This is a genomic window from Actinacidiphila bryophytorum (assembly GCF_016916835.1).
Taxonomy (GTDB): domain Bacteria; phylum Actinomycetota; class Actinomycetes; order Streptomycetales; family Streptomycetaceae; genus Actinacidiphila; species Actinacidiphila bryophytorum.
This window is the reverse complement of the sequence record NZ_JAFFIX010000018.1, coordinates 129,026-150,161: the sequence shown is the minus strand read 5'-3', so window position 1 is coordinate 150,161 and position 21,136 is coordinate 129,026. Positions and strand designations below refer to the sequence as shown.

The following is a 21,136-nucleotide window of genomic DNA, read 5'->3' as shown; positions in this document are numbered from 1 at the left end:
GGGGGACGACAGCTGGTTCATCGCGCAGTCGAGGAGTCCTATGACCTGGCGAGTCGGAACGCATGGTGCCGAGGTGGGGGTGGACCGCGTGGAAGGGCCGCTCAAGGGCCACCACCACTACTCCTTCGCGGTGCGCCTGGACCGGGGTTCGCCGCTGGCCGGCGACTTCACCTGGCTCAAGCTGCGCGAGCCGCGGCCCGGGATCTTCTGGTACGACATGCGGTTCTTCCCGTCCGAGGACCTGCTGCTGGAGTGGGTGCAGGGTCGGCTCCCGCACGTGCCGCGGGTCCGGCGCCTCCGGGTACTCGACGGGGAGCTGACCTTCGCCGAGTTCATCGAGGGCGTCACTCTCGACCGGTTGCCCGCGGCTGCGGAGCGCGTGCCCGAGCGCGTGCTGGAGCAGGTCGAGGAGCTGTTCGCCGCGCTAGCCGCGGTCGATCCCGAGCCGCTGCTCGCCGGCGGGCAGCCGTCCTGTGACTGCGCAGACCGCGAGAGCGGCAGCGGTGCCCGCGGAGCCACCGGCTTCCTGCCTGAACTGCTGCACTTCGCCGTCACGCACATCTACCTGCCGCACCGGCCCCGGCTGGGCGGCCTGTTCGAGGATTTGGGCGTGAGCGACCGGACGCTGACCGGACTTCCGTACCGGGTGCCGGACCTCACCCCCCGTGCACCCCGTCTCCTGCACGGCGATCTGCACCGCAAGAACCTCGTGGTCGACCGGTGGGGGTCGCTGTGGGCCATCGACTGGGAGCTGGCCCTGATCGGCGATCCGCTCTATGACCTGGCCACTCATCTGCACCTGATGGGCTACCGGCCCGATCAGGAGGGCGACGTGGTCCGCCGCTGGTGCAGGGCCGTCGGCCCTGACGCCGCCCGCGGGCTGGAAGCGGATCTGCCCCACTACCGCGACTTCAAGCGCGTCCAGTCGGTCTGCACCGATGTGATCCGCAGTGCCGCTCGCCTCGCGGAGCAGCCGGGCAGCGCCTCGCTGCGGCGGGTGGCGGCCGTCGTGCACCGGGCTCTGCTGGCGGCGCGGGAGCCGCTGGACATGGAGAAGGTGCCGCCTTTGGTGGCGGTGGAGGCGGCCTTCGAGGCCTGGCTGCGCTCAAAAGGATCAGAAACTCTTAACGATTCACCACATGGGATTTAACTGGACCTACGGTATTTCGCCGGGTGAGACTCGCCCCATGACCCCGACCCTGTACGTACCGCTCGTCACGCCCTTCGCTGCCGACGGCAGCGTCGCCTACGACGCGCTCGAAAGGCTCGCCCGGGACCTTCTCGCGGACGGGGCGGGCGGGCTGGTCGCGCTCGGGACGACGGGGGAGCCGGCGAGTCTCGGGGAGGGGGAGCGGCAGCGGGTCGCGGAGGTGGTCGGGCGGGTGTGCCGGGAGGGCGGGGCGCGGTTCGTCGTCGGGGCGGGGGACGGGCGGGGCGGGACCGGGAGCTGGGCGGTGGCGCCCGACGCGGTCCTGGTCAGCGTGCCGGCCTTCGTCCGGCCGGGCGAGGCCGGGGTGGTCGCGCACTTCGCCGACGTCGCCGCACGCAGCGCCCTGCCGATCGTCGTCTACCACGTGCCCTTCCGCACCGGGCAGCCGCTCACCGCCCGCACCCTGCGGGAACTGGCCGCGATCCCCGGTGTGACCGGCGTCAAGCACGCCGTCGGCTGCGTCGACGCCGACACCGTCGACCTGCTCGGCGACCGCCCGGCCGGCTTCGACGTCCTGGCAGGCGACGACGTCTTCGCCCCCGCCCTGCTCGCCCTCGGCGCCACCGGCCTCGTCACCGCCTCCGCCCACCTCGACACCGCCGCATGGGCGAAGCTCGCCGCCACCGGCGACCGGGGACTCGGCCACCGGCTCGCCGCACAGGCCGCCGCCCTCTTCCGCGAGCCGAACCCCACCGTGATCAAGGCCGCACTGCACGCCCAGGGCCGCATCCCCACCGCCGCCGTACGGCTGCCGCTGCTGCCCGCCAGCCCGCAGTCGCTGGCCCGGGTACGTCTCGGCACCTGAAACCATTCGCCGCCCGCCCGCCCCTGCGGTGATACTCGAACGGGCGGGACACCCAGCACCCAGGATCGGAGAGAGACCGCATGAGGATCGGAATCGTCGGAGCGACCGGACAGGTCGGCGGAGTCGTACGCAAGGTGCTGGCCGAGCGCGACTTCCCGGTCACGGAACTGCGGCTCTTCGCCTCCGCGCGGTCGGCCGGGCGCACCCTCCCGTGGGCCGGCGCCCCCGGCGGCGAGGTCACCGTCGAGGACGCTGGCACCGCCGACTACACCGGCCTGGACATCGTCATCTTCTCCGCGGGCGGCGCCACCAGCCGCGCCATCGCCGAGAAGGTCGCGGCCCAGGGCCCCGTCGTGATCGACAACTCCTCCGCCTGGCGGCGCGACCCCGAGGTCCCCCTCGTCGTCTCCGAGGTCAACCCGCACGCCCTCGCCGACCGCCCCAAGGGCATCATCGCCAACCCGAACTGCACCACCATGGTCGCGATGCCCGTGCTCAAGCCGCTGCACGAGGAAGCCGGCCTCGTGGCGCTGGTCGCCACCACCTACCAGGCGGTCTCGGGCTCCGGCCTGTCCGGCGTCGCCGAGCTGCACGGCCAGGCCCGCGAGGTCGTCTCCGACGCCGACCGCCTCACCTTCGACGGCGAGTCCGTCACCTTCCCCGAGCCCGGCGTCTACGCCCGGCCCATCGCCTTCAACGTCCTCCCCTACGCGGGCAAGCTCGTCGACGACGGCCTCTTCGAGACCGACGAGGAGCAGAAGCTGCGGCACGAGTCCCGCAAGATCCTGGAGATCCCCGAGCTCAAGGTCTCCGGCACCTGTGTGCGCGTCCCCGTCTTCTCCGGCCACTCCCTCCAGATCAACGCGCGCTTCGCCGACGAGATCAGCGTCGAGCGGGCGTACGAGGTGCTCGCGCAGGCGCCGGGTGTCGAACTCTCGGAGATCCCCACTCCGCTGCAGGCCGCGGGCCGCGACGTCTCGTACGTCGGCCGCATCCGCCGCGACGAGACCGTCGACCACGGCCTCGCCCTCTTCCTGTCGGGCGACAACCTCCGCAAGGGCGCTGCGCTGAACGCGGTCCAGATCGCCGAACTCGTCGCATCCGAGCTCAGCCCCACGTCCTGACCCGTCCCGGGTCCCGGGACCTTCCCCCGGTGGCGGACTTGTCGCGCAGTTCCCCGTGCCCCTGAAAACGCTCACCCTCTTGCGCGGAGGGCGCCGCCTGAAAGCGCCCGCCTCTGCGGAAGAGGGCAAGCCAAAAGGGGCGCGGGGAACTGCGCGACCAGCCACGACGGCGGGAAAGGCGATCGCCCAGCGTAAGTGGCACCCACCTGGGGGCGCGCGGAACTGCGCGACCGGCCCCCACCGGGCGGGAGGAAGGCAACGCCACCGCAAGTGGCAATCACCGTGGAGCCCCCAGCGGGGAATGGCACTACGTGCCAAGGGGAAGGTGGCGGAAGGCGGAGAGGACGGCCTCGGCCTGGAGGTCGACCTGGGTCGGGACAGCGAGCCAGGTCAAGGCGTGGGTCGCCGCCAGCTCAGCGGCCCACCGGGCAAGCCGCCGCTCGCCCGCGGCACGCACCCGCTCGCCGGGGGGCGACGTGACCCCGGCGAGCAGCTGCAGCAGCGTGCCCGCCGCACGCAGCCCCATGCGCCGGGCGGCGATGTCGAGCGCGTGCACGTGAGCACGCGACAACCGCACGGGCGAGGGATGCAGCGCATCCCACTCCTCCGCGACCTGCGGCCCCATCGCGACGAGCCCTTCGGCGATCCGCAGCAGCCGGGCGTCGCCGCCCGGGGGCGGCAGCACCTGCCGCACGTCGGCGAGCATGGTGCGCGCGAGCCCCGACTGGTGCCGCAGCAGGACCGCGAGGTCGGCGAGCGCCGCGGCGGGGTCGGGGTGCGGGCTGGTGTCGGAGACACCGGGGCTGGCCCACATGGGGACTTCGAACAGCGCGGTCATGCCGCCGTAGAGGTGCGGCCGCATCCAGGTGGACCTGCTGACGTCCTCGGGCAGGCTGTCGAACTGGACGCGCCGGCCCGGCTCGGGCATGAGGTAGACGCCGGGTCCTGAGGACCGCCAGTACAGGGCGTCGTACGTGCCGGTCTGTACGGGCACGTCGCGTTCCGCGGAGAGCTTGCCGAGGTGTTCCGCGAGCCCGGGGATGTCCCGGGTGAGCTGGACCCAGCTGCCGCCGATGTCGTTGCCGTGCAGGGAGCACTGCAGGACCGGGCGCAGTTCGTCGATGAGCCGTACCAGCGCCTGGGACTCGGGGAGTTGGTCGTCGGCGGGGCGGATCGAGGGCGCCCACTCGGGCTGTTCGTCGGCGGGCGGCCGGTAGGCGTGCCGGAAGTGCTCGGCGGGGGTGCGGCGGACCGCGGGTCCTGTCTCGCTGCGCAGGGTGCCGTCGGGGTCGAGGCAGAGCAGGAAGTGCCAGGCGGCACCGGAGCCGACGTGCAGGTGCGGGTCGAGGGCGACCCGTTCCGCGATACGCAGCGCGCTGGCGGCGCCGACGCGTTCGTCGGAGTGCGGCCCGGCGACGACGAGGACGTTGCGCACCCGGGGCCGGTCGAGTCCGACGGTGAGCAGATGCAGCGGGCGGCCCTCCCGCGACCGGCCGACCACCCGCAGGGTGCACAGCCCCGGCCTGAACCGGACGAACGCGGAGGCCGCAGCAACGACCCCCGCGACGCCGGGATACGCATCGACCGTGGTATGGCTCACGTCCCGTTGGAGTTGCTGTCGCCGGTGGTCTCCTTCTTGTCCAGCCGCCGTATGACGATGGTGCTCGCCATGCCGTCTCCCCTCTCTCTGTACAAGTCGGTTACTGCACACGGGAGTTGACTCTTCACCCCGGGTGACTCCCATGCCTTGTCAGAGTCCGGCGGCACGGCGACAGTGTCAAGAAGGGCGACGGGGAAGGGGGTGGCCCGGATGACGGCGCTGACGGAGGCGGAAGTCGGGGGCGCGGAGGCGGAGTTGAGGCGGCCGCGGATCAAACCGGAGCACCGGGCGTACCGCACGGTCGACGGCAACGTCAGGATCGGCAGCGTGATCTACGGGATCGGCGCGGAGATCACCGACCCGGACGGCTGGATCTGGACGCTCACCCAGCTGATGGACGGCACCCGCAGCGGGCCGCGGATCGCCGCGGACGTCGCCGGGGCGCACCCGGCGGTCGACGCGGGGACGGTCGGCGCGGCCATCGACGAACTGCGGCAGGCCGGTTTCGTGGAGGACGCGGCGGCCCCGCTGCCGCCCGGCCTCGCGGAACGCGACCGGCTCCGGCACACCCGCGGGGTGGCGCTGCTGCGCTGGATGGACCTCAGCCCGCGGGCCAGCCCGTGGCAGGCGCAACTGCGATTACGCCAGGCCCGCGCGCTCGTGCTCGGCGTCGGCGGTACGGGCGGTGCCGCCGCGCAGATCCTCACCGCCGCGGGGGTCGGGCGGCTGCACGTGGTGGACCCCGACACCGTCGAACTGTCCAACCTCAACCGCCAGTTGCTCTACGGCGAGGCGGACATCGGGCACCCCAAGGCGGACGCTGCGGTGGCCGCGCTGCGGGCGCTCAACTCCGACGTGGCCGTCACCGGCGAACGGCGGGAGATCCGCGGCCAGGACGCACTGGCGGAACTCGTCGCCGAAGGCGCCGCCTACGACGTGCTCGTCCTGGGCGCCGACCGCCCGCCGGAGATCCGCCGCTGGGCGAACCGGGTCTGCCTCGCGGCCGGCCTGCCCTGGGTCGAGGGCGGCTACCGCGGCCCGCTGGTCACCGCGGGCGTGCACGTTCCCGGCTCCGGGCCGTGCTGGGAGTGCCAACGCGAGGGCGAGTCCGCCCGGCGCGATCTGCGGCTCGCGCCCGGTCAGGACGAGGCCGCGGCCTCCCCGCGCATGCCGTGGAATCCCGCCAGCGCGGTGACCGCGACGCTCTCGGGCACGCTGGTCGCCCATGCGGCCCTCGCCATCCTCACGGGCGTGCCGCCCATGCGGCCCGGCTTCCGCTACGGCATCAACCTCATGTCCCTGGGCGACCCCGTCCTCCAGATCCACCCCCGCCGCCCCACCTGCCCCGCCTGCGGCCTCCCGCCGGGGGTACGCACGTGACTGCCCCTTGCGGTGCGCGATCGCCTTCCCCCCGGCGGGGGGTGCCCAGGTGATTGCCACCTGCGGTGGCGTTGCTTGCTTTCCGCCCGCCACGACGGCGGGAGAGTCGACCACCCACCGTTCAAGACAGGCGGTCCACCGCCGAGAGGACCGTGCGGGCCTGCAGCTCGACCTGGTCGAAAACCGGCACCCACCTGGCGTCGAGAGACGCCACAAGCTCTCGCGCGCCGGCGTCAAGGCGCCGCTCCAGCCTGGAGCGCAACCGCCCCGGCTCGGCAGCCGGATCCCCGTCCCCGAGCGGCTGCTCGTCGAGCAGCCGCAAAAGCATGCCCGCCGCCCGCAGCGGTATCCGCCGTGACGCGATGTCGAGCGCGGCGACGTGTGCCATGGTGAGCGGCACCGGCTGGTCCGCGGCGAGCGCGTCGTAGTCCGCGGCGAGCGCCGCGAACGTGCCGACGGCGTGTTCGACCCCGCGCAGCAGCAGCGCCTGGCTGCCGTCGGTGCAGGAGCCGATGACGGGCAGCGCCCGTTCCAGCGTGCTGGTCAGTGCCGCCCCGTCCTTGCGGAGCCTGGCGGCCATGGCGGTGACGGCGTAGGAGGGGTCGGGGTGGGGGGCGGGGTCGGCGACCCGCCGGGTGGCCCACATGGGGACTTCGACGAGCGCGGTGAGCCCCCCGTAGCGGTGCGGGCGGCACCAGGTCGAACCGTTGACGTCCTCGGGTTCGCTGGCGAACCGTTCCTGCGCCCCGCCGGGCGGCAGCACGTACACCCCGGGTCCCGAGCCCTGCCAGAAGAGCGCGTCGTAGGTGCCGACCTGCACGGGGATGTCGAGTTCCGCGGCGTATTTGCCGAACGGCTCGGCCAGCCCGGGGATGTCGGCGGTCAGCTGCACCCAGCTGCCGCCGACGTCGGTGCCGTGCAGGGTGCACTGCAGGACGGGCCGCAGTTCGTCGATGACGGCCAGCAGGGCGTAGGTCTCGGGGAGTTCGTCGCCGGGGGCGCGGAAGGACCCGGCCCATTCGGGCTGTTCGCCGGCCGCGGGGCGGTAGGTGTGCCGGAAGTGGACGGCGGGCGGGCGCGGCCCGGCGGGTCCCGTCTCGTTGAGCACGGTGCCGTCGGGGTCGAGGCACAGCAGGAAGTCCCAGGTGAGGTCGGCGTCGGCCATCCGGTGGCGGTCGGCGACGGCCTGTTCGGCGAGCCACAGGACCGTGGCGCCGCCGGCCTGCTCGTCGGGGTGCGGCCCGGCGACGACGAGCACGTGCCGCCTGCCGTGGCCCACGGACAGCAGCCACAGCGGCCGGCCGGTCCTGGACTCGCCGGCCAGCCGCATCCGGCACAGGTCGGGGTGCCGCGCACTGAGCAGGCGGGCCGCCGCCGCGACACCGGACACGGTCGGATACGCGTCTGGCCCGCGCATGACGGCTCCTCCTCGGCTGGGCGGCTCTCCCGGCGCCTTCCCGACGGCCGCCGGGGGCACGGGAAGTGACGGTGCGCCACCGCGGGTGGCCGCGGGGTGCGCCTGCTCAGACTCTGCGGGTCACTGCCGGGTGTCAAGGGCGCCCCGGCCGGCCCCGGCCACCCGGGAGCGGGCGATGTCGGGTCCGCGGTACATCCCCTCGGGGATGCGGGCCAGCGTCGACTCGCGGACCCGCGGGCCGAGCCCGTACAGCTGCTGGAAGCTCATGATCAGCGGGCGCCAGCGGTCGGGGTCGATGCGGTCGGTGCTGCCCGGCAGCCGGATGCCGTCGTGCACCAGGACGCGCTGGACGCGCACTTCGAAGACGATGATGCCGCCGCGCTGGTCCGGGTCGTCCTCGGCGAGCGGGTGGGTGGCCTCGACGACGGCCTCCATGGCGACGGGGCATTCGGCGGCCCGCGGCGGCCGTACGGTCTGCGACGGCAGCGGCGTCAGCCCGGCCCGCCCGAACTTGTCGCCTTCGTAGCGGTAGCCGCGCTCGGCCTTGCCGCCGGGCACGGGGTTGCGGCCGGTGGTCAGTGCGAGCCGGTCCACGGCGTCGGCGAGCCGGTCGTCGGGCAGGTTCAGTACGACCTCGCGCTCGCGCAGCAGGTTGTGTGCCGTCTGCGACCGCGCACCCAGGCCGAGCATGCAGCGCCACCCGAGCCAGAAGGCCGACGACATGGGCGCCAGGTTCGGGGTCCCGTCCTCGTTGGCCGTGGACAGCAGCACGACGGGCGTGCCGAAGTAGAGGATGCCCGGCTCGATTCGGGTGTGGTCGAGCGTGGTGGTGTTCGGTGAGGTCATGCCCCCCACCCTGCCCCGCGGACGGGCCGGCGGCTGGCGGAATTCGGACGCCGCGTTTGGAGGGGGCGCTACCGTCCTACGCCCACGCCGGCGTCCACGTTCCGGGGGCCGAGTGGGCGAACCGCCCGCAGCGCAGGTGCTCGCGCAGCGCCGCCAGCGCCGGGTGGGGGTTGTCGCGGTGCCAGACCAGGGAGTGCGGGTAGACCGGTGCCGGGTCCCGTACCGCGATCCGCCGCAGGCCGTGCCCCGCGGGCGCGGACAGCCGGGTCTGCTCGCCGACGAAGGTCGCGAGCGAGTCGGAGCCCGCGAGGGTGTCGAGGAGTGGTTCCGTGCCGAAGTCGGGTCCCGTGACCTCGATGGTCAGCCCGAAGGCGGCGGCGAGGTCGTCGTAGTAGGCCGCCCACTCGGTGCCGGGCACGATGCCGGGCATCCAGATCCGCCGGCCCGCGAGCCGTTCCGGGGTGACCGCGCCGGCGTCCGCGAGCGGGTGGGCGGGGCCGGTCAGCAGCTGGACGGGCTCGTCGAAGGCCCGTACGGCCGCGACGTCGTCGGGGAGCTGCCGGCCCGGCATGGTCACCGCACGGAAGGACGCGTCGATGTCGCCTGAGCGTACGGCGGCGACGGCCGCGTCCGCGTCGAAGAGGGTGACGACGTCAAGGCCGATCCCCGGGTGCGCGCGGTGGAAGTCCCGCACCACGTCGGCGGGGGCCAGCCGGCGGCCGATCACGTCGACCCGCAGCGCCCGGCGGCCGGGCCGTACCGAGGCCGCCGCGCGGGCCGCGGCCCGCAGCAGGTCGCGGGCGTGCGGCAGGAAGGCCTGCCCGTCCACGGTCAGCTTCGCGCCCCGCGCGGTACGGGTGAACAGCCGCACGCCGAGCGACTTCTCCAGCCCCGCGATGCGCTTGGAGACGGCCTGCTGGGTGACCGACAGGTCGGTCGCCGCGTCCTGGAAGCGCCCCGCGTCCGCCGCGGCCACGAAGGTGCGCACGGCTTCGAGGTCCACGCCCCGCAGCGTAACCGCACAACCGGTGGTTGTGCGGTGGCGGCCGATCGGTTGCTTGCCGGGGGTGCGCGCGGGTCGGTTGGATGCGGGAGGTCTTTTCGGGGTCGGCGGGAGCAGCGGTGGGCATGGCGGGCGGCAGGCGTGTGCTGGGGCGGCGGTTCGGGTGGCTGTGGGCCGCCTACGCGGTCAGCGCGTACGGAACGGGCTTCGGCTTCGGCGCCTTCCCGATCGTCGCGGTGCTCGTCCTGCACTCGGGGCCCGCGCAGGTCGCGGCGCTGGCTGCCGCGGGGCGGCTGGTCGGGGCGCTGGTCGCGGTGCCGCTCGGGCCGTGGGTGGAGTTCCGCCGCAAGCGGCCGGTCATGGTCGCGATGGACCTGGTCCGCTGCGGTGCGCTGCTCAGCGTGCCCGCCGCCTACGCGTTCGGCCGGCTCGGCTTCGCGCAGCTGCTGGCCGTAGCGGTCGTCGTCGCCGCGGCCGACATCGCCTTCAAGGCCGCGAGCGGCGCCTTCCTCAAGGCTCTCGTGCCGCCGGAGGACCTGCTGGTCGCCAACGGCCGCTTCGAGTCCACCACATGGACCGCGACCCTGGTCGGGCCGCCGCTGGGCGGGGCCGCGATCGGGATCTTCGGCCCGGTCACGACGATCGCCGCGGACGCGGCCAGCTACCTGCTCTCGGCGCTGGGCATCCGTGCCGTCGGCGGCAGCGAGCCGCCCCCGGCCAGGGCGGCGACCCGGCTGCGGGCCGCGGACCTGCTCGACGGCTGGCGGCACATCCTCGGCCACCCCGTGCTGCGGCCGCTGTTCTTCAACGTCGTCGCCGTCAACGCGCTGATCATGGCCCCCGACCCGCTCCTCGCCGTGCTCCTGCTCGGCCACCTCGGCTTCGCCCCCTGGCAGTACGGCCTCGCCTTCGCCGCCCCCTGCGTCGGCGGCCTGGCCGGCTCCCGCCTGGCCCACCGCCTCGCGGCCCGCCACGGCCACCGCAGGGTGCTGCTCGTCTCAGGCGTGCTGCGCGCCTGCTGGCCCATCGGCCTGGCCTTCGCCCGCCCGGGCGTGCCCGGCATCGTCCTCATCGCGGTCGTCCAACTCGGCCTGGTCACCTGCTGCGGCGTCTTCAACCCGATCCTGGCCACCTACCGCCTGACCCACACCCCGCCCACCCTCGTCTCCCGCACCCTGTCCGCCTGGTCGGTCAGCACCAGCACCGCCATCGCAGCGGCAACAGTCCTATGGGGCCTGCTGGCCACCCTGACCACCCCCCGCACGGCCATCGCCACGGCCGGCATCCTGATCCTGACCACCCCCTTCCTCCTCCCCCGCCGCGAACCCGCCCCCGAGGGCCACCCGGCAGAACCCCGCCCGGCCGCCCTCCCGGGCTGACCCTCGCTCACGCGCCCCCCCTGCGCCCCACCAATGCCTCCAAACCGCCCGATCGGGTGATCATTCTCCTCGCCTGTGGCAATTGCCAGAGGCGTGCACCTACGGTCCGATCATGGTCACTTCGCATCACGAGGCGTCACACCGGATCTTCCAGGAACGCCCTGAGCTGCTGTCCCCTGTCTTCGACCTGCTGGGCCTGCCGTTACCCGAGCGGGCGGTCATCGAGGTCCTGACCCCCGACGTCACGGAGATCCGCCCGCTGGAACGGCGCGTCGACAGCGTCCTGCGGATATCAGGGGCCGGGGGCGACAGCTTCCTGCCGGCGGTCGAGGCGCAGATGCGCCCCGACTACGACAAGGCGGTGAGCTGGGCGTACTACCTGTCGCACCTCAAGGCGAAGTACGACTCCTCGGCCCTGCTCCTGGTCGTCTGCCAGGACAAGAGGACCGCGGACTGGGCGGCCGGCCCCTTCCGGCTCGGCCTGCGCGACTGGCCCGCCCTGACCGCTCATCCGCTCGTCGTGGGACCGGGGAACATCCCCGTCGTCCTCGACGCGGACGAGGCATCGGCGAACCTGGCGATGGCGGTGTTCTCCGCCATGACTCATGGCAGGAGCCGGGAAGCCCCGGCCATACTGGACGCGCTGGCCGTCGCCTTGGGGCGCGCGGGCGAGGCGACCTTCGACTACTACGCGGAGATGGTGGAGATCGGGCTGGGTGAGACTCATGCCCGCGAGGTCTGGAGGGGTCTGATGACCAAACGGAGTTTCTTTCCCGGACGGGGGACCCTCGTGGAGGAGATGCTCCTCAAGGGCGAGGCCCAGGGTCTGGAACAGGGCATCGAGCAGGGCAGGGCGGAAGGCATTCAAGACGGCCTGCAGGAAGGCCTCCAGCAGGGGCGGGCGGAGGGCTTCCGGCAGGGGCAGCTCGCAGAGCGGGCGCGGAGCGTGGCCGAGGTGTTGAAGGGGCGGGGTTTCCCGACGTCCTTCGACACCGCGGAACGGCTGCTCAAGTGCACCGACCTCGACACCCTCGACCGTTGGTATGCGCGGGCCTGGACGGTGACGCGGGCCGAGGACGTCTTCGACGACTAGGCCGCGGGCGCAGGGGAGCGTCGTCGGATGACAGCGGTCAGCCCAGTTTTTCGGACAGGAAGTCCTCCCAGGTCCTCGTGCCGTGGTCGGCGCCCTCCAACGTGAGGTTGGCGCCGGTGCGGTAGGCGCGGCCGGCTTTGCCGGGGAGGGGGAAGGGGAGGAGGGGACGGCGCTTGGCGCGGGCGGCCAGGTAGCTGCGGACCAGGTCGGCGAGCGGGTAGACGGCGGGGCCTGCCAGGTCGGGGACCCGGCCGGCGGGGGCGCCGAGGGTCAGTTCCGCCAGGCGGGCGGCGACGTCGCGGGCGTCGACCGGCTGGAGGCGCATGCCCGAGGGGACCGGGACGACCGGGAGCTTGGCCATGGCCTTGGCCATCGTGAGGGCCAGGTCGTGGAACTGGGCGGCCCGCAGCACGGTCCAGGGCACTCCGGAGTCGGCGACGGCGCGTTCCGCGGCGAGCTTGGTGCGCAGGAAGCCCAGCGGCACGGTGTCCGCCCCGATGACCGAGATGACGACCAGGTGCCGTACGTCGGCCGCCGCGGCGGCCCGCACCAGGTTGGCGGTCGCCACGTCGTCGCCCTTGTTGCTGCCGGCCAGGTGCAGCACGGTGTGCACGCCGGCGACCGCGGGGCCGACGCCGGTGTCGGCGAGCAGGTCGCCGGTGACGTACTCGACGCCGTCGTCGGCCGGTTCGCGGCGCTGCCGGCTGAGCACCCGCACGCTGCGGTCGGCGGCGCGCAGCATCGGGACGATGTGGCGCCCCAGGGTGCCGGTGCCGCCGGTGACGAGGATGGGCGTGGTGGTCATGTCGTTCTCCTGTGCCGTTCGCTGCCTGTCCGGCGGGTTATTTTGGTGACCCGCGGCGGAAGAGGAACGTGACCGATGAGCGACGAAGTGGCTCTGGCCAGGAGTTTCGAGGGCGAGCGGCCCCGGCTGAGGTCGGTGGCCTTCCGCATGCTCGGCTCGGCCGCCGAGGCCGACGACGCCGTGCAGGAGACCTGGCTGCGGCTGAGCCGCACCGGCGGTGAGGAGATCGACAGCCTGCCCGCGTGGCTGACGACCGTCGTGGCGCGGGTGTGCCTGAACATGCTCAGGACCCGCGGCACCCGCGGCGAGGCCCCGCTGGACGACACGCTCACAGAACCCGCCGACGAGGCCGCGGGCGCCGACCCCGAGCACGAGGCGGTGCTCGCCGAGTCGGTCGGCCTGGCGATGCTGGTCGTGCTGGACACCCTCGCGCCGGCCGAGCGCGTCGCCTTCGTGCTGCACGACATGTTCGCCGTGCCCTTCGAGGAGATCGCCCGGATGACCGAGCGCACCCCGGTGGCGGCCCGGCAGCTCGCCAGCCGTGCCAGGCGCCGGGTCAGGGGTGCCGAGCGGGCGGGCCGGGAGGCCGAAGTGGCCCGGCAGCGGCACCTGGTGGAGGCCTTCCTGGCCGCCTCGCGCGGCGGCGACCTCGACGCGCTGGTCGCGGTGCTCGACCCGGACGTGGTGCTGCACGCGGACCGTGCGGCGGGTCCGACGCCGGAGCCGGTGGACGTCAGGGGCCGCCAGCGCGTCGCGTCCGGCGCGTCGGCCGCCGCCGCCCGCGTGGTCTTCACCGAACCCGCCCTGCTCGACGGCACGGTCGGCCTGGTCATGGCCCCCGCGGGCCGACTGCGCCTGGTGCTGGCCTTCACCTTCGCGGGCGGCGTCATCAGCGGCATCGACGTCATCGCCGACCCGGAGCGGCTCCGGGACGTGCGGATCGAGGTGCTGTAGCGGGGGCGCGGCTTCCGGTCCGGCCGCGGCGGGGACGGCGCGGACGGCCGGGCCAGCCGGAGTCGCCGTCGCGGACCCCGGGTTCAGCCCGGGGCTGACGTGGCGTCGAGGCAGCAGCGGACGAAGTCCCGTACGACGGGGTCGCCGTCGGCCGCGGGCGGCCAGGCGATGGCGACGCGGCTGGGGCTGACGCCGCTGACGGGCCGGTAGACGACGCCGGGCCGGGCGTAGAAGCGGGCGGCGGACGCGGGGGCGAGGGCGATGCCGTAACCGTTGGCGATGGCGCTGAGCCAGTCGTCGGGGTGTTCGGTGACGGCGCCGACGGTGACCGGGCGGCCCTCGCGCTCGTCCGCGGCCAGCCAGTAGTCCCGCCACCCGCCGGTCTCCGGGGCGGCGGCCACGTACGGCTCGTCCCACAGGTCGCGGAAGGCGATCTCCTCCCGGTCGGCGAGCCGGTGGCCGGCCGGGAGCGCGACGCAGCGGGGCTCGGTGAGCAGCACCTCGACCCGCAGGTCGCCCTGCCCGGGGAAGGGCAGCCGCAGCAGGGCCACGTCGACGCTGCCGTCGGCGAGCCCGGCGGTCGGCTCCGACCAGGAGGCCTGCCGCATGTCGACGCGCCAGCCCGGGTGCAGGGCGCAGAAGCGGGTGACGATCTCCTGGGTGGCCTCGTTGGCGGCGCTGGCCATGAAGCCGACCCGCAGCACGCGGGCCGCCCGGGCGGCGGCGCCCCTGGTGGCGGCCAGCGCCCGCTCCCAGTGCGCGAGCAGCGCGGGTGCCTGCCCGGCCAGGGCCTCGCCCGCCTCGGTGAGCGCCATCCCGGCCCGCGACCGGGTGAAGAGCCGCACCCCGAGCAGCGTCTCCAGCTGCCTGATCTGCTTGGTCAGCGCCGGCTGGGAGACGAAGAGCCGTTCGGCGGCACGCGAGAGGCTGCCGTCCTCGGCGACGGCGGTGAAGGAGCGCAGCAGTCGGGTGTCCACATCCATTCCTCCAGGTTATAGATGCAGGTATTGGACGTGCGGGACCGCCTCGGCGGAGGGTGGGAGCACCACCGGAACCGCACACGGCAGGGAGCTTGGCCCATGGACGTGGCCTACGTCGTCGTCACCGCCGTCACGATCGCGGCCAACGCCGCCATCGCCGCGGCCGACCTGGCCAGGGCGGGCTTCGTCCTGGCCAACTCCGCCGAGGTGGGCGTCCCGCAGCCGTGGCTGCCGCGGCTCGCCGCACTGAAGGCGGCCGGTGCCGCGGGGCTCGCCGTCGGGCTCCTCGGCACGGATGCCACGTACCCGGCCGGGGCGGTGGGCGTCGCCGCCGCGGCCGGACTGGTGCTCTTCTACGCCGGTGCGCTCGCCGCCCACACCCGTGCCCGCGTCTTCTACAACCTCGCCTTCCCCGGCGGCTACTTCGCCCTGGCGGTCGCCTCCCTCGTCCTGGCGCTCGCCCGCTGAGGGGTGCCGCTTCCGGCGAGCAGGTCGCCCAACTCGGTGCGCCGGTAGCGCACCTCGTGCCGGTGCCTGGCGGCCGTCACCAGGCCGGTGTCCCGCAGCACCGCCAGGTGCTCGGACACCGTGGCGGGCGCGAGCCCGTAGCGGTGGGCGAGCCAGGCGGTGGCGGCGGGCTGGGCCAGTCCGGTCAGCAGCCGGGCGCGGGTGCGGCCCACCAGGCGGGCGAGTGCGGCCGCGTGGGCGTCCGCGCCCGCGTCCTCCTGCCACAGGTTGCCGACGCCCCGCGCCGGATAGATCAGCGTCGGCTGCCACGGCGGGTCGAGGACGATCACCACCTGGTCCCACTTGAAGGCGCTCGGCATCAGCACCAGTCCCTCGCCGTGCAGGTCGCGGTGGTCGGCGCCGCCGTGCTCGCGGGTCAGGACGCCGTCGTGCCAGCGCACCGACGGGTGCAGTTCCGCGAAGAGCCGGTCGAGGCCGCCGTCGGCCAGCCGCCGCGCCTGGAAGGCGATGTCGGCTTCGAGCAGCGCCCTGGTCCGCGGCCAGTACGGCTCGACCAGCGCCTCCCAGGCGTCCGCGACCAGGCCCGCGAGCAGTGCGACGACCCCGGCGGGCTCGCCGTCGAGCAGCAGCCGGCCGGTGGCCGTGCGGGAGGCGCCGGGTGTGTCGGCGAGCGATCTGGCGATCTCGGCGCGGGCCTGGAGCGGGGGAGTGGCGGCGATCCTGGCGAGTTCGTCGGCGATGTCGGCCGGGCCGTCCGGCGGCGGCGACAGGAAGTCCGGGGTGTAGCCGCGGCGCGGCTGCAGCAGGGTCAGCGGGCGCAGGTCGAGTCGGCGCAGGGCGTCGCCTACGTCGGTGAGCCAGCGCCGGTGGTGGCCCGGCGGCTGCGGGCCGGTCGCGACACGTACGGCGGCGAGCGTCTCGAAGGCAGGGGAGTACGCGAAACGGCACCGCAGCAGGTCGGCGGGGCTGAAGCGGAGGGTGGTGACGGCGGGCCTCCTGGAGCCGGTGGAAGGGGGCGCCCGGGTCGGGCGGGGGCGGGGGCGGGCGTGGCGGCGGGCGGCAGGGGCGGTGGCGCGGACGGGGGCGGCGCTGCCACCGTACAGCGCAGTGATTCGGCGGACACCGAATCAGTGGTGGGCGCGGGGACGGCGCTCGCAGGATGGCGGGCGTGCCGCCGGACGACCGGCGGGGCACCGACACCACAGCCAGGAGCGTGCACGCCATGACCGCAAGCCCGACCAGCACCGCCCCCGGCGCGGACTGGGAGCGCCGCAACGCCGACCTGTGGGCGGCCCTCGACGGCATGCCGGAGGAGGACTTCCGCGCGGCCATGGACACCCTCGTCGGGGAGCTGCCCGACGGCGACGGCACCGCCCTCTTCGAACGGGCCGCCGCCTGGGACTCCACCGGCCACTCCGACCGCGCGGTCCCCCTCTACGCGGCCGCCCTCGACGCGGCGGTGCCCGGGGAGCGCCGCCGCCGCGCGGTCATCCAGATGGCCAGCTCGCTGCGCAACCTCGGGCGCTCCGAGGAGAGCGTGGCGCTGCTGACCGCCGAGGCCGCCAGGACCAGCGACCACCTCGACGACGCGGTGACCGTCGTCCTCGCCCTCGCCCTCACCGACCTGGGCCGCGCCCGCGAAGCCGTCTCCCTGACGGTGACCGCCCTGGCCCCGCACCTGCCGCGCTACCAGCGCTCGATGGCCAACTACGGCCGCCTGCTGCTCGAACGGGACGCCCGGTCCGAGTGAGGTCGGCGGCCGGACCGGTGCGCCGTCGGCACGCAGTCGCCGTTTCTCCCTAGTTTGCTGCCGATCGGCAGCAAAACCGGGTGAAACGGAGACCGATGATGAAAGCAGTGCGCTACCACGAGTACGGCGACGCCACCGCGCTGACGCTGGAGGAGGTCCCCGTGCCCGCGCCCGGGCCCGGCCAGGTCCTGGTGAAGGTCGCCGCGACCTCCTTCAACCCGGCCGACGCCACGCTGCGGGCCGGCCACCTGCGCGAGGTCTTCCCCGTGGCCCTGCCGCACGTGCCGGGCGCGGACGTCTCCGGCACGGTGGCCGCGCTCGGCGCCGACGTCACCGGCCCCGGCGAGGGCGCGGCGGTGGCCGGATTCCTGCCGCTGGACGGCGACGGGGCCGCCGCCGAGTACGTCCTCGCCCCCGCGAGCGTGCTGGCGCCCGTGCCCGACGGCGTCGACCGGGTCGGTGCGGCCGCACTGCCCGCGGTCGGACTGACGGCCTGGCAGGCGCTCTTCGAGCACGGCGGCCTCAAGGCCGGCCAGCGCGTCCTGGTCAACGGCGCCGGCGGCGGGGTCGGCGGCTACGCCGTGCAGCTCGCCCACCGCGAGGGCGCCCACGTCACCGCCACCGCGAGCCCCCGCAGTGCCGAGCGGGTCCGCGGCCTGGGCGCCGACGAGATCGTCGACTACACGCAGGCCCCCGTCGCCAAGGCCGCCCGCGGCCCCTTCGACCTGGTCGTCAACCTCGTCCCCACCGCGCCCGAGGACACCGACGCCCTCGCCGCCCTCACCGCGGACGGCGGCACCTTCGTCACCGCCACGACCGAGCCGTCCACGGCCCCCGGCCGCGGCGTCACGGTCACCCGTATGGTCGTCCGCAGCGACCCCGCCCAGCTGGCCGCCCTGCTCGCCCTCGTCGCCGCCGGCGACCTCCGCATCACCGCCACCCGCCGCCCGCTCCCGGACCTGCCCGCCGTCCACGCGGAAGCCGACCGCGGCGACCTGCACGGCAAGACCGTCATCACCGTCTGAGCGCAGCCGCCCGGCGGCGGGTGGTTGCCGCTGCAAGCAGCGTGCTTGCAAAAGTTAGCAAGGTGGTGCACCCTCGTGGGTATGGCAGGACTCAAGGTCGGCAACGTCGGGGAGTACCTGCGGGAGCAGCGGCGCAGCGCGCAGCTGAGCCTGCGGCAACTGGCGGAGGCGGCCGGTGTGTCGAATCCGTATCTGAGCCAGATCGAGCGCGGGCTGCGGAAGCCTAGTGCCGAGATCCTGCAGCAGCTCGCGAAGGCGCTGCGGATCTCCGCCGAGACGCTGTACGTGCAGGCGGGGATGCTCGACGCGCGGGAGCGGGACGAGCTGGAGGTGCCGGCGGCGATCTTGACGGACCCGTCGATCAACGAGCGGCAGAAGCAGGTGCTCATCCAGATCTACGAGTCCTTCCGCAAGGAGAACGCCGCCGCGGGGGAGTCGCGGGCGGCCGAGGGCACGCAGGAAGACCAGGAGGCGGACCGGGCCGAGGGGTCCGCCGCCGTACGGGAGGAAACCGGACCATGACCATCACCGACGACATCGTGAAGAGCCTGCGCAACCCGACCCCGCTGTACGCGGTCGCCGGGACCGCGGACCTGGCGGCGGAGAAGCTGCGCGAGGTGCCCGCGCTGCTGGAGAAGCTCAGGGAGCAGGCGCCCGGGCACTTCGAGAAGATCAAGAGCACCGACCCCAAGGCCGTGCAGGGCAAGGTCACCGCGGGCGCCAAGGACGCGCAGGCGAAGCTCACGGAGACCTACCGCGAGATCGACCTCAAGGCATTCAAGGAGATGCCCGACTTCAAGAAGCTCGGCGAGTCGGTGCAGGACCTGGCGCTGCAGGGCGTCGGCCGGGCCACCGGTTACGCGGTGAAGGCCCGCGAGACCTACGACGAGCTGGCCGTACGCGGCAAGGGCGCCGTCGCGGGCTGGCGCGGCGAGAGCGGCGGGAACGGCTCGGCCAAGAACGGTGCCGGGAAGGGCAAGGCCGCCGGGATCCCCGCGGCCGAGCCGAAGGCGAAGCCCGCCGCCGCGCGCAAGGCGCCGGCCCGCAAGCCCGCGGCCAAGAAGGCCGACAAGCCGGCCGAGTGAGCAGCGGACCGCACGGCGCAGGACGCACAACGTAGGACGGGCCGGGCACGCATTGCGCGCCCGGCCCGTTGTAGCTCTACGACCGGTACGGTGGCAGCGGCCCCCGAACAGCGGACGGCGGACGACAAAGGCGGGTGGACGGCGTGCTGATCACACAATTCTTCGGAGTGGTCGCCCTGATCTCCTGGGTGCTCTTCCTCTTCGCGGCGTTCGCGTTCGTCGACGCGGCGATCCACCGCGAGGACGCGTACCGGGCGGCGAGCAAGAACAACAAGGGCTTCTGGCTGATCATCCTCGGCATCTCCGCCGTGGTGATGAAGATCTTCCCGATCCTGTCGTTCCTGCCGGTCATCGGCCTCGTCGCGGTGATCGTCTACATGGTCGACGTACGGCCCGCGGTGCGCGAGGTGAGCGGCCGCAGCGGCGGCGCCGCCCGCCGGCTGCGCGGCGGCCGGGGCCGCGGCGGCAGCAGCAGCGACGGCCCGTACGGCCCGTACAACGGCCGCCGCTGATCCCCTATCCTCTGCCGGGTGGCCGGGTGGCCGGGTGGCCGGGTGGCCGGGTGGCCGGGTGGCCGGGTGGCCGGGTGGCCGGGTGGCCGGGTGGCCGGGTGGCCGGGTGGCCGGGTGGCCGGGTGGCCGGGTGGCCTTACGGCCGCCGGACGGCCCTACGGCCTTACGGCTGCAACCCGGTCCGCTCCAGCAGCACGACGGCCACGTCGTCCGTCAGCTCGCCGCCGTTCAGCTCCCGCACTTCGGTGACGGCCGCGTCCAGCAGCGCGTCGCCGTGCAGGCCCGCCGCCAGCAGCCGGGAGACCAGCCGGACCATGCCGTCCTGCTCCAGGCGCTGCGTGCCCGCGCCGACGCGGCCCTCGATCAGGCCGTCGGTGTAGAGCATCAGCCGCCACTCGCCGTCCAGGTCGACCGGCACCCGCTGCCACACCGAGAGCGCGTCCGGCAGCAGGCCGAGCGCGGGGCCGCCGTCCTCGGGCGGCAGCAGCCGCGGCACCCGGCCGGGTCCCGCCAGCAGCGGCGCCGGGTGGCCGGCCAGGTACAGGCCTGCGTCCCGCCCGTCGGGCGCGATGTCGATCGTGCAGAGCGTCGCGAAGATCTCGTCGTCGGCCCGTTCGTGCACCAGCACCTGCTGCATGGTGCGCAGCAGGGTGTCGCCGCCGAGGCCGGCGAAGGTCAGCGCGCGCCAGGCGATGCGCAGCTCCACGCCGAGGGCCGCCGCGTCCGGGCCGTGCCCGCACACGTCGCCGATCATCGCGTGCACCACGCCGTCCGAGGTGCGGACGGCGTCGTAGAAGTCGCCGCCGAGCAGGGCGCGGCTGCGGCCCGGGCGGTAGTGGGCGGCGAAGCGCAGGTCGGCGCCTTCGAGCAGCGGGGTGGGGAGCAGGCCGCGCTCCAGGCGGCGGTTCTCCTGGGCCAGCAGCCGGGTCTCGGTGAGCTTGCGCAGCGCGAGGTCGGCGCGTTTGCGCTCGACGGCGTAGCGCACCGCCCGGGTGACGGTGGCGGCGTCCACCTCGGCCCGGGCCAGGTGGTCCTGGGCGCCGACGCGTACGGCCTCCGCCGCCGCGGCCCCGCCGTCGTCGGTGCCGTCGGTCAGCACCAGCACGGCGGTGCCGGGGGCGACCCGCAGCACGTGCCGTACGCCGTCGAGGACGTCGGGCAGGTCGAGCAGGATGCAGTGGACGTCGTCGGTGAGCAGCCGGCCCGCCGCGGTGAGGTTGCCGGCCCGCAGTACCCGGATGCGGGGGCCGCCGCCGTCCTGGAACCAGGGGGCGGTGAAGACGCCGGTCGGGTCGTCGCCGACGACCAGCAGGTTGAGGGCGGGCGGCCCGTCGGCGGTGTCCTGGCGCTGGCGCGGGAGATTCAGTGCGGGGGCGCCGGCCCCGGGCGCCGGGGCGGTGGTCTCAGCCCCCGGTTCGGTGGCCGAGGGCCGTTCGGTGCCGCGCTTGGCAGCGCACATCAAGCGACTCCTTTCCGGTCCCCTGAACGATTCGAGGTCTTTCCTTTGCCTTGCTTTGCCACCCCTGGTCTCAGCAGACCCTAGTGGCTGAACCCGACGTCACGGGAGGGCCGCAGGGAAACCGTCACCGTCATATGCAATGGCCAGAGCGGGATTTCGCCCTCGATGTGGGGATCCGCACATGACGTACATCACGCTCTCGCGCTGCAACCGTGCGGGTGATTCGGCCTTTTTGCGGACC

Annotated in this window: 22 protein-coding genes; 14 read left to right on the top strand and 8 right to left on the bottom strand. The window is 74.2% G+C overall.

Translation table 11 applies throughout. The annotated features are described in order from the left end of the window. Positions 1 to 40: 40 nt before the first annotated feature. The 3 genes from JT723_RS24235 to JT723_RS24225 all read left to right on the top strand — a co-directional run bounded on the left by JT723_RS24235 (position 41) and on the right by JT723_RS24225 (position 3,139). Positions 41 to 1,150 carry a phosphotransferase family protein gene (locus tag JT723_RS24235; RefSeq protein WP_205046883.1) on the top strand — a complete coding sequence of 370 codons (1,110 nt, stop codon included), beginning with the start codon at positions 41 to 43 and terminating at the stop codon, positions 1,148 to 1,150. A 37-nt stretch (positions 1,151 to 1,187) separates the two neighbouring features. Further along, the gene (locus tag JT723_RS24230; protein WP_205046882.1) at positions 1,188 to 2,015 is read left to right on the top strand and encodes a dihydrodipicolinate synthase family protein; all 828 of its coding nucleotides are present in this window, start codon (positions 1,188 to 1,190) and stop codon (positions 2,013 to 2,015) included. A gap of 80 nt (positions 2,016 to 2,095) precedes the next feature. Then, a complete protein-coding gene (locus tag JT723_RS24225; protein ID WP_205046881.1) occupies positions 2,096 to 3,139 on the top strand; it encodes an aspartate-semialdehyde dehydrogenase in 1,044 nt (347 codons plus the stop codon). A 307-nt stretch (positions 3,140 to 3,446) separates the two neighbouring features. Here JT723_RS24225 and JT723_RS24220 read toward each other — a convergent pair whose 3' ends face one another. Beyond that, entirely contained in the window at positions 3,447 to 4,739 is a 1,293-nt protein-coding gene (locus JT723_RS24220; protein WP_205046880.1) for a M14 family zinc carboxypeptidase, read from the bottom strand. 210 nt (positions 4,740 to 4,949) lie between these two features. On the opposite strand from JT723_RS24220, the gene JT723_RS24215 reads away from it, so the two are divergent. After that, positions 4,950 to 6,119 (top strand): HesA/MoeB/ThiF family protein, encoded by a 1,170-nt coding sequence (locus tag JT723_RS24215; protein WP_205046879.1) that lies wholly within the window; start codon positions 4,950 to 4,952, stop codon positions 6,117 to 6,119. Positions 6,120 to 6,240: 121 nt separating this feature from the next. Here JT723_RS24215 and JT723_RS24210 read toward each other — a convergent pair whose 3' ends face one another. From JT723_RS24210 to JT723_RS24200, 3 genes are all read right to left on the bottom strand, one after another. Next, positions 6,241 to 7,536 (bottom strand): M14 family zinc carboxypeptidase, encoded by a 1,296-nt coding sequence (locus JT723_RS24210; RefSeq protein ID WP_205046878.1) that lies wholly within the window; start codon positions 7,534 to 7,536, stop codon positions 6,241 to 6,243. Between the two features lie 120 nt (positions 7,537 to 7,656). After that, on the bottom strand, positions 7,657 to 8,382 hold the full coding sequence (locus JT723_RS24205; protein WP_205046877.1) for a flavin reductase family protein: 726 nt from the start codon (positions 8,380 to 8,382) through the stop codon (positions 7,657 to 7,659). Between the two features lie 76 nt (positions 8,383 to 8,458). Continuing rightward, positions 8,459 to 9,385, bottom strand: a complete 927-nt coding sequence (locus tag JT723_RS24200) for a LysR family transcriptional regulator (RefSeq protein ID WP_205046876.1) — start codon at positions 9,383 to 9,385, stop codon at positions 8,459 to 8,461. Between the two features lie 125 nt (positions 9,386 to 9,510). Here JT723_RS24200 and JT723_RS24195 point away from each other — a divergent pair, with 125 nt between their 5' ends. After that, positions 9,511 to 10,764, top strand: coding sequence for an MFS transporter (locus JT723_RS24195; RefSeq protein WP_205046875.1), 1,254 nt, complete (start codon positions 9,511 to 9,513; stop codon positions 10,762 to 10,764). A 112-nt stretch (positions 10,765 to 10,876) separates the two neighbouring features. Continuing rightward, a complete protein-coding gene (locus JT723_RS24190) occupies positions 10,877 to 11,857 on the top strand; it encodes a hypothetical protein (RefSeq protein ID WP_205046874.1) in 981 nt (326 codons plus the stop codon). A 37-nt stretch (positions 11,858 to 11,894) separates the two neighbouring features. On the opposite strand, the gene JT723_RS24185 is transcribed toward JT723_RS24190, so the two are convergent. Next, the gene (locus JT723_RS24185) at positions 11,895 to 12,662 is read right to left on the bottom strand and encodes an SDR family oxidoreductase (protein ID WP_205046873.1); all 768 of its coding nucleotides are present in this window, start codon (positions 12,660 to 12,662) and stop codon (positions 11,895 to 11,897) included. Positions 12,663 to 12,737: 75 nt separating this feature from the next. Between JT723_RS24185 and JT723_RS24180 the strand changes: the two genes are divergently transcribed. Further along, a complete protein-coding gene (locus JT723_RS24180; RefSeq protein ID WP_205046872.1) occupies positions 12,738 to 13,616 on the top strand; it encodes a sigma-70 family RNA polymerase sigma factor in 879 nt (292 codons plus the stop codon). Positions 13,617 to 13,699: 83 nt separating this feature from the next. Here the strand turns inward: JT723_RS24180 and JT723_RS24175 are convergent, their stop codons facing one another. Further along, complete coding sequence (locus JT723_RS24175; protein WP_205046871.1) at positions 13,700 to 14,599, bottom strand: LysR family transcriptional regulator; 900 nt, start codon at positions 14,597 to 14,599, stop codon at positions 13,700 to 13,702. Positions 14,600 to 14,695: 96 nt separating this feature from the next. Between JT723_RS24175 and JT723_RS24170 the strand changes: the two genes are divergently transcribed. Beyond that, positions 14,696 to 15,064, top strand: coding sequence for a DoxX family protein (locus tag JT723_RS24170; RefSeq protein WP_205046870.1), 369 nt, complete (start codon positions 14,696 to 14,698; stop codon positions 15,062 to 15,064). On the opposite strand, the gene JT723_RS24165 is transcribed toward JT723_RS24170, so the two are convergent. Further along, the gene (locus JT723_RS24165; RefSeq protein ID WP_465251727.1) at positions 15,016 to 15,690 is read right to left on the bottom strand and encodes an ArsR/SmtB family transcription factor; all 675 of its coding nucleotides are present in this window, start codon (positions 15,688 to 15,690) and stop codon (positions 15,016 to 15,018) included. The two genes, JT723_RS24170 and JT723_RS24165, sit on opposite strands and share 49 nt — an antisense overlap. Between JT723_RS24165 and JT723_RS36620 the strand changes: the two genes are divergently transcribed. From JT723_RS36620 to JT723_RS24140, 6 genes are all read left to right on the top strand, one after another. Next, positions 15,572 to 15,850 (top strand): hypothetical protein, encoded by a 279-nt coding sequence (locus JT723_RS36620; protein ID WP_465251726.1) that lies wholly within the window; start codon positions 15,572 to 15,574, stop codon positions 15,848 to 15,850. The genes JT723_RS24165 and JT723_RS36620 overlap by 119 nt on opposite strands. A 436-nt stretch (positions 15,851 to 16,286) precedes the next feature. Further along, complete coding sequence (locus tag JT723_RS24160) at positions 16,287 to 16,814, top strand: tetratricopeptide repeat protein (protein ID WP_205046869.1); 528 nt, start codon at positions 16,287 to 16,289, stop codon at positions 16,812 to 16,814. 95 nt (positions 16,815 to 16,909) lie between these two features. Next, a complete protein-coding gene (locus tag JT723_RS24155; RefSeq protein WP_307794098.1) occupies positions 16,910 to 17,839 on the top strand; it encodes an NADP-dependent oxidoreductase in 930 nt (309 codons plus the stop codon). Positions 17,840 to 17,920: 81 nt separating this feature from the next. Beyond that, a complete protein-coding gene (locus JT723_RS24150; RefSeq protein ID WP_205046868.1) occupies positions 17,921 to 18,361 on the top strand; it encodes a helix-turn-helix domain-containing protein in 441 nt (146 codons plus the stop codon). Next, the gene (locus JT723_RS24145; RefSeq protein WP_205046867.1) at positions 18,358 to 18,924 is read left to right on the top strand and encodes a hypothetical protein; all 567 of its coding nucleotides are present in this window, start codon (positions 18,358 to 18,360) and stop codon (positions 18,922 to 18,924) included. Before JT723_RS24150 ends, JT723_RS24145 begins: the two co-directional genes overlap by 4 nt. Positions 18,925 to 19,067: 143 nt before the next feature. After that, the gene (locus tag JT723_RS24140; RefSeq protein ID WP_205046866.1) at positions 19,068 to 19,436 is read left to right on the top strand and encodes a DUF2516 family protein; all 369 of its coding nucleotides are present in this window, start codon (positions 19,068 to 19,070) and stop codon (positions 19,434 to 19,436) included. Positions 19,437 to 19,599: 163 nt separating this feature from the next. Here JT723_RS24140 and JT723_RS24135 read toward each other — a convergent pair whose 3' ends face one another. Continuing rightward, positions 19,600 to 20,895 (bottom strand): PP2C family protein-serine/threonine phosphatase, encoded by a 1,296-nt coding sequence (locus tag JT723_RS24135; protein ID WP_205046865.1) that lies wholly within the window; start codon positions 20,893 to 20,895, stop codon positions 19,600 to 19,602. Positions 20,896 to 21,136 lie beyond the last annotated feature (241 nt).

Coding starts and splice junctions, on each gene's coding strand:
- JT723_RS24235 (WP_205046883.1), top strand. CDS start 41: ATGACCTGGCGAGTCGGAACGCATGGTGCCGAGGTGGGGGTGGACCGC.
- JT723_RS24230 (WP_205046882.1), top strand. CDS start 1,188: ATGACCCCGACCCTGTACGTACCGCTCGTCACGCCCTTCGCTGCCGAC.
- JT723_RS24225 (WP_205046881.1), top strand. CDS start 2,096: ATGAGGATCGGAATCGTCGGAGCGACCGGACAGGTCGGCGGAGTCGTA.
- JT723_RS24215 (WP_205046879.1), top strand. CDS start 4,950: ATGACGGCGCTGACGGAGGCGGAAGTCGGGGGCGCGGAGGCGGAGTTG.
- JT723_RS24210 (WP_205046878.1), bottom strand. CDS start 7,536: ATGCGCGGGCCAGACGCGTATCCGACCGTGTCCGGTGTCGCGGCGGCG.
- JT723_RS24205 (WP_205046877.1), bottom strand. CDS start 8,382: ATGACCTCACCGAACACCACCACGCTCGACCACACCCGAATCGAGCCG.
- JT723_RS24195 (WP_205046875.1), top strand. CDS start 9,511: ATGGCGGGCGGCAGGCGTGTGCTGGGGCGGCGGTTCGGGTGGCTGTGG.
- JT723_RS24190 (WP_205046874.1), top strand. CDS start 10,877: ATGGTCACTTCGCATCACGAGGCGTCACACCGGATCTTCCAGGAACGC.
- JT723_RS24185 (WP_205046873.1), bottom strand. CDS start 12,662: ATGACCACCACGCCCATCCTCGTCACCGGCGGCACCGGCACCCTGGGG.
- JT723_RS24180 (WP_205046872.1), top strand. CDS start 12,738: ATGAGCGACGAAGTGGCTCTGGCCAGGAGTTTCGAGGGCGAGCGGCCC.
- JT723_RS24175 (WP_205046871.1), bottom strand. CDS start 14,599: ATGGATGTGGACACCCGACTGCTGCGCTCCTTCACCGCCGTCGCCGAG.
- JT723_RS24170 (WP_205046870.1), top strand. CDS start 14,696: ATGGACGTGGCCTACGTCGTCGTCACCGCCGTCACGATCGCGGCCAAC.
- JT723_RS36620 (WP_465251726.1), top strand. CDS start 15,572: ATGTCGGCTTCGAGCAGCGCCCTGGTCCGCGGCCAGTACGGCTCGACC.
- JT723_RS24160 (WP_205046869.1), top strand. CDS start 16,287: ATGACCGCAAGCCCGACCAGCACCGCCCCCGGCGCGGACTGGGAGCGC.
- JT723_RS24155 (WP_307794098.1), top strand. CDS start 16,910: ATGATGAAAGCAGTGCGCTACCACGAGTACGGCGACGCCACCGCGCTG.
- JT723_RS24150 (WP_205046868.1), top strand. CDS start 17,921: ATGGCAGGACTCAAGGTCGGCAACGTCGGGGAGTACCTGCGGGAGCAG.
- JT723_RS24145 (WP_205046867.1), top strand. CDS start 18,358: ATGACCATCACCGACGACATCGTGAAGAGCCTGCGCAACCCGACCCCG.
- JT723_RS24135 (WP_205046865.1), bottom strand. CDS start 20,895: ATGTGCGCTGCCAAGCGCGGCACCGAACGGCCCTCGGCCACCGAACCG.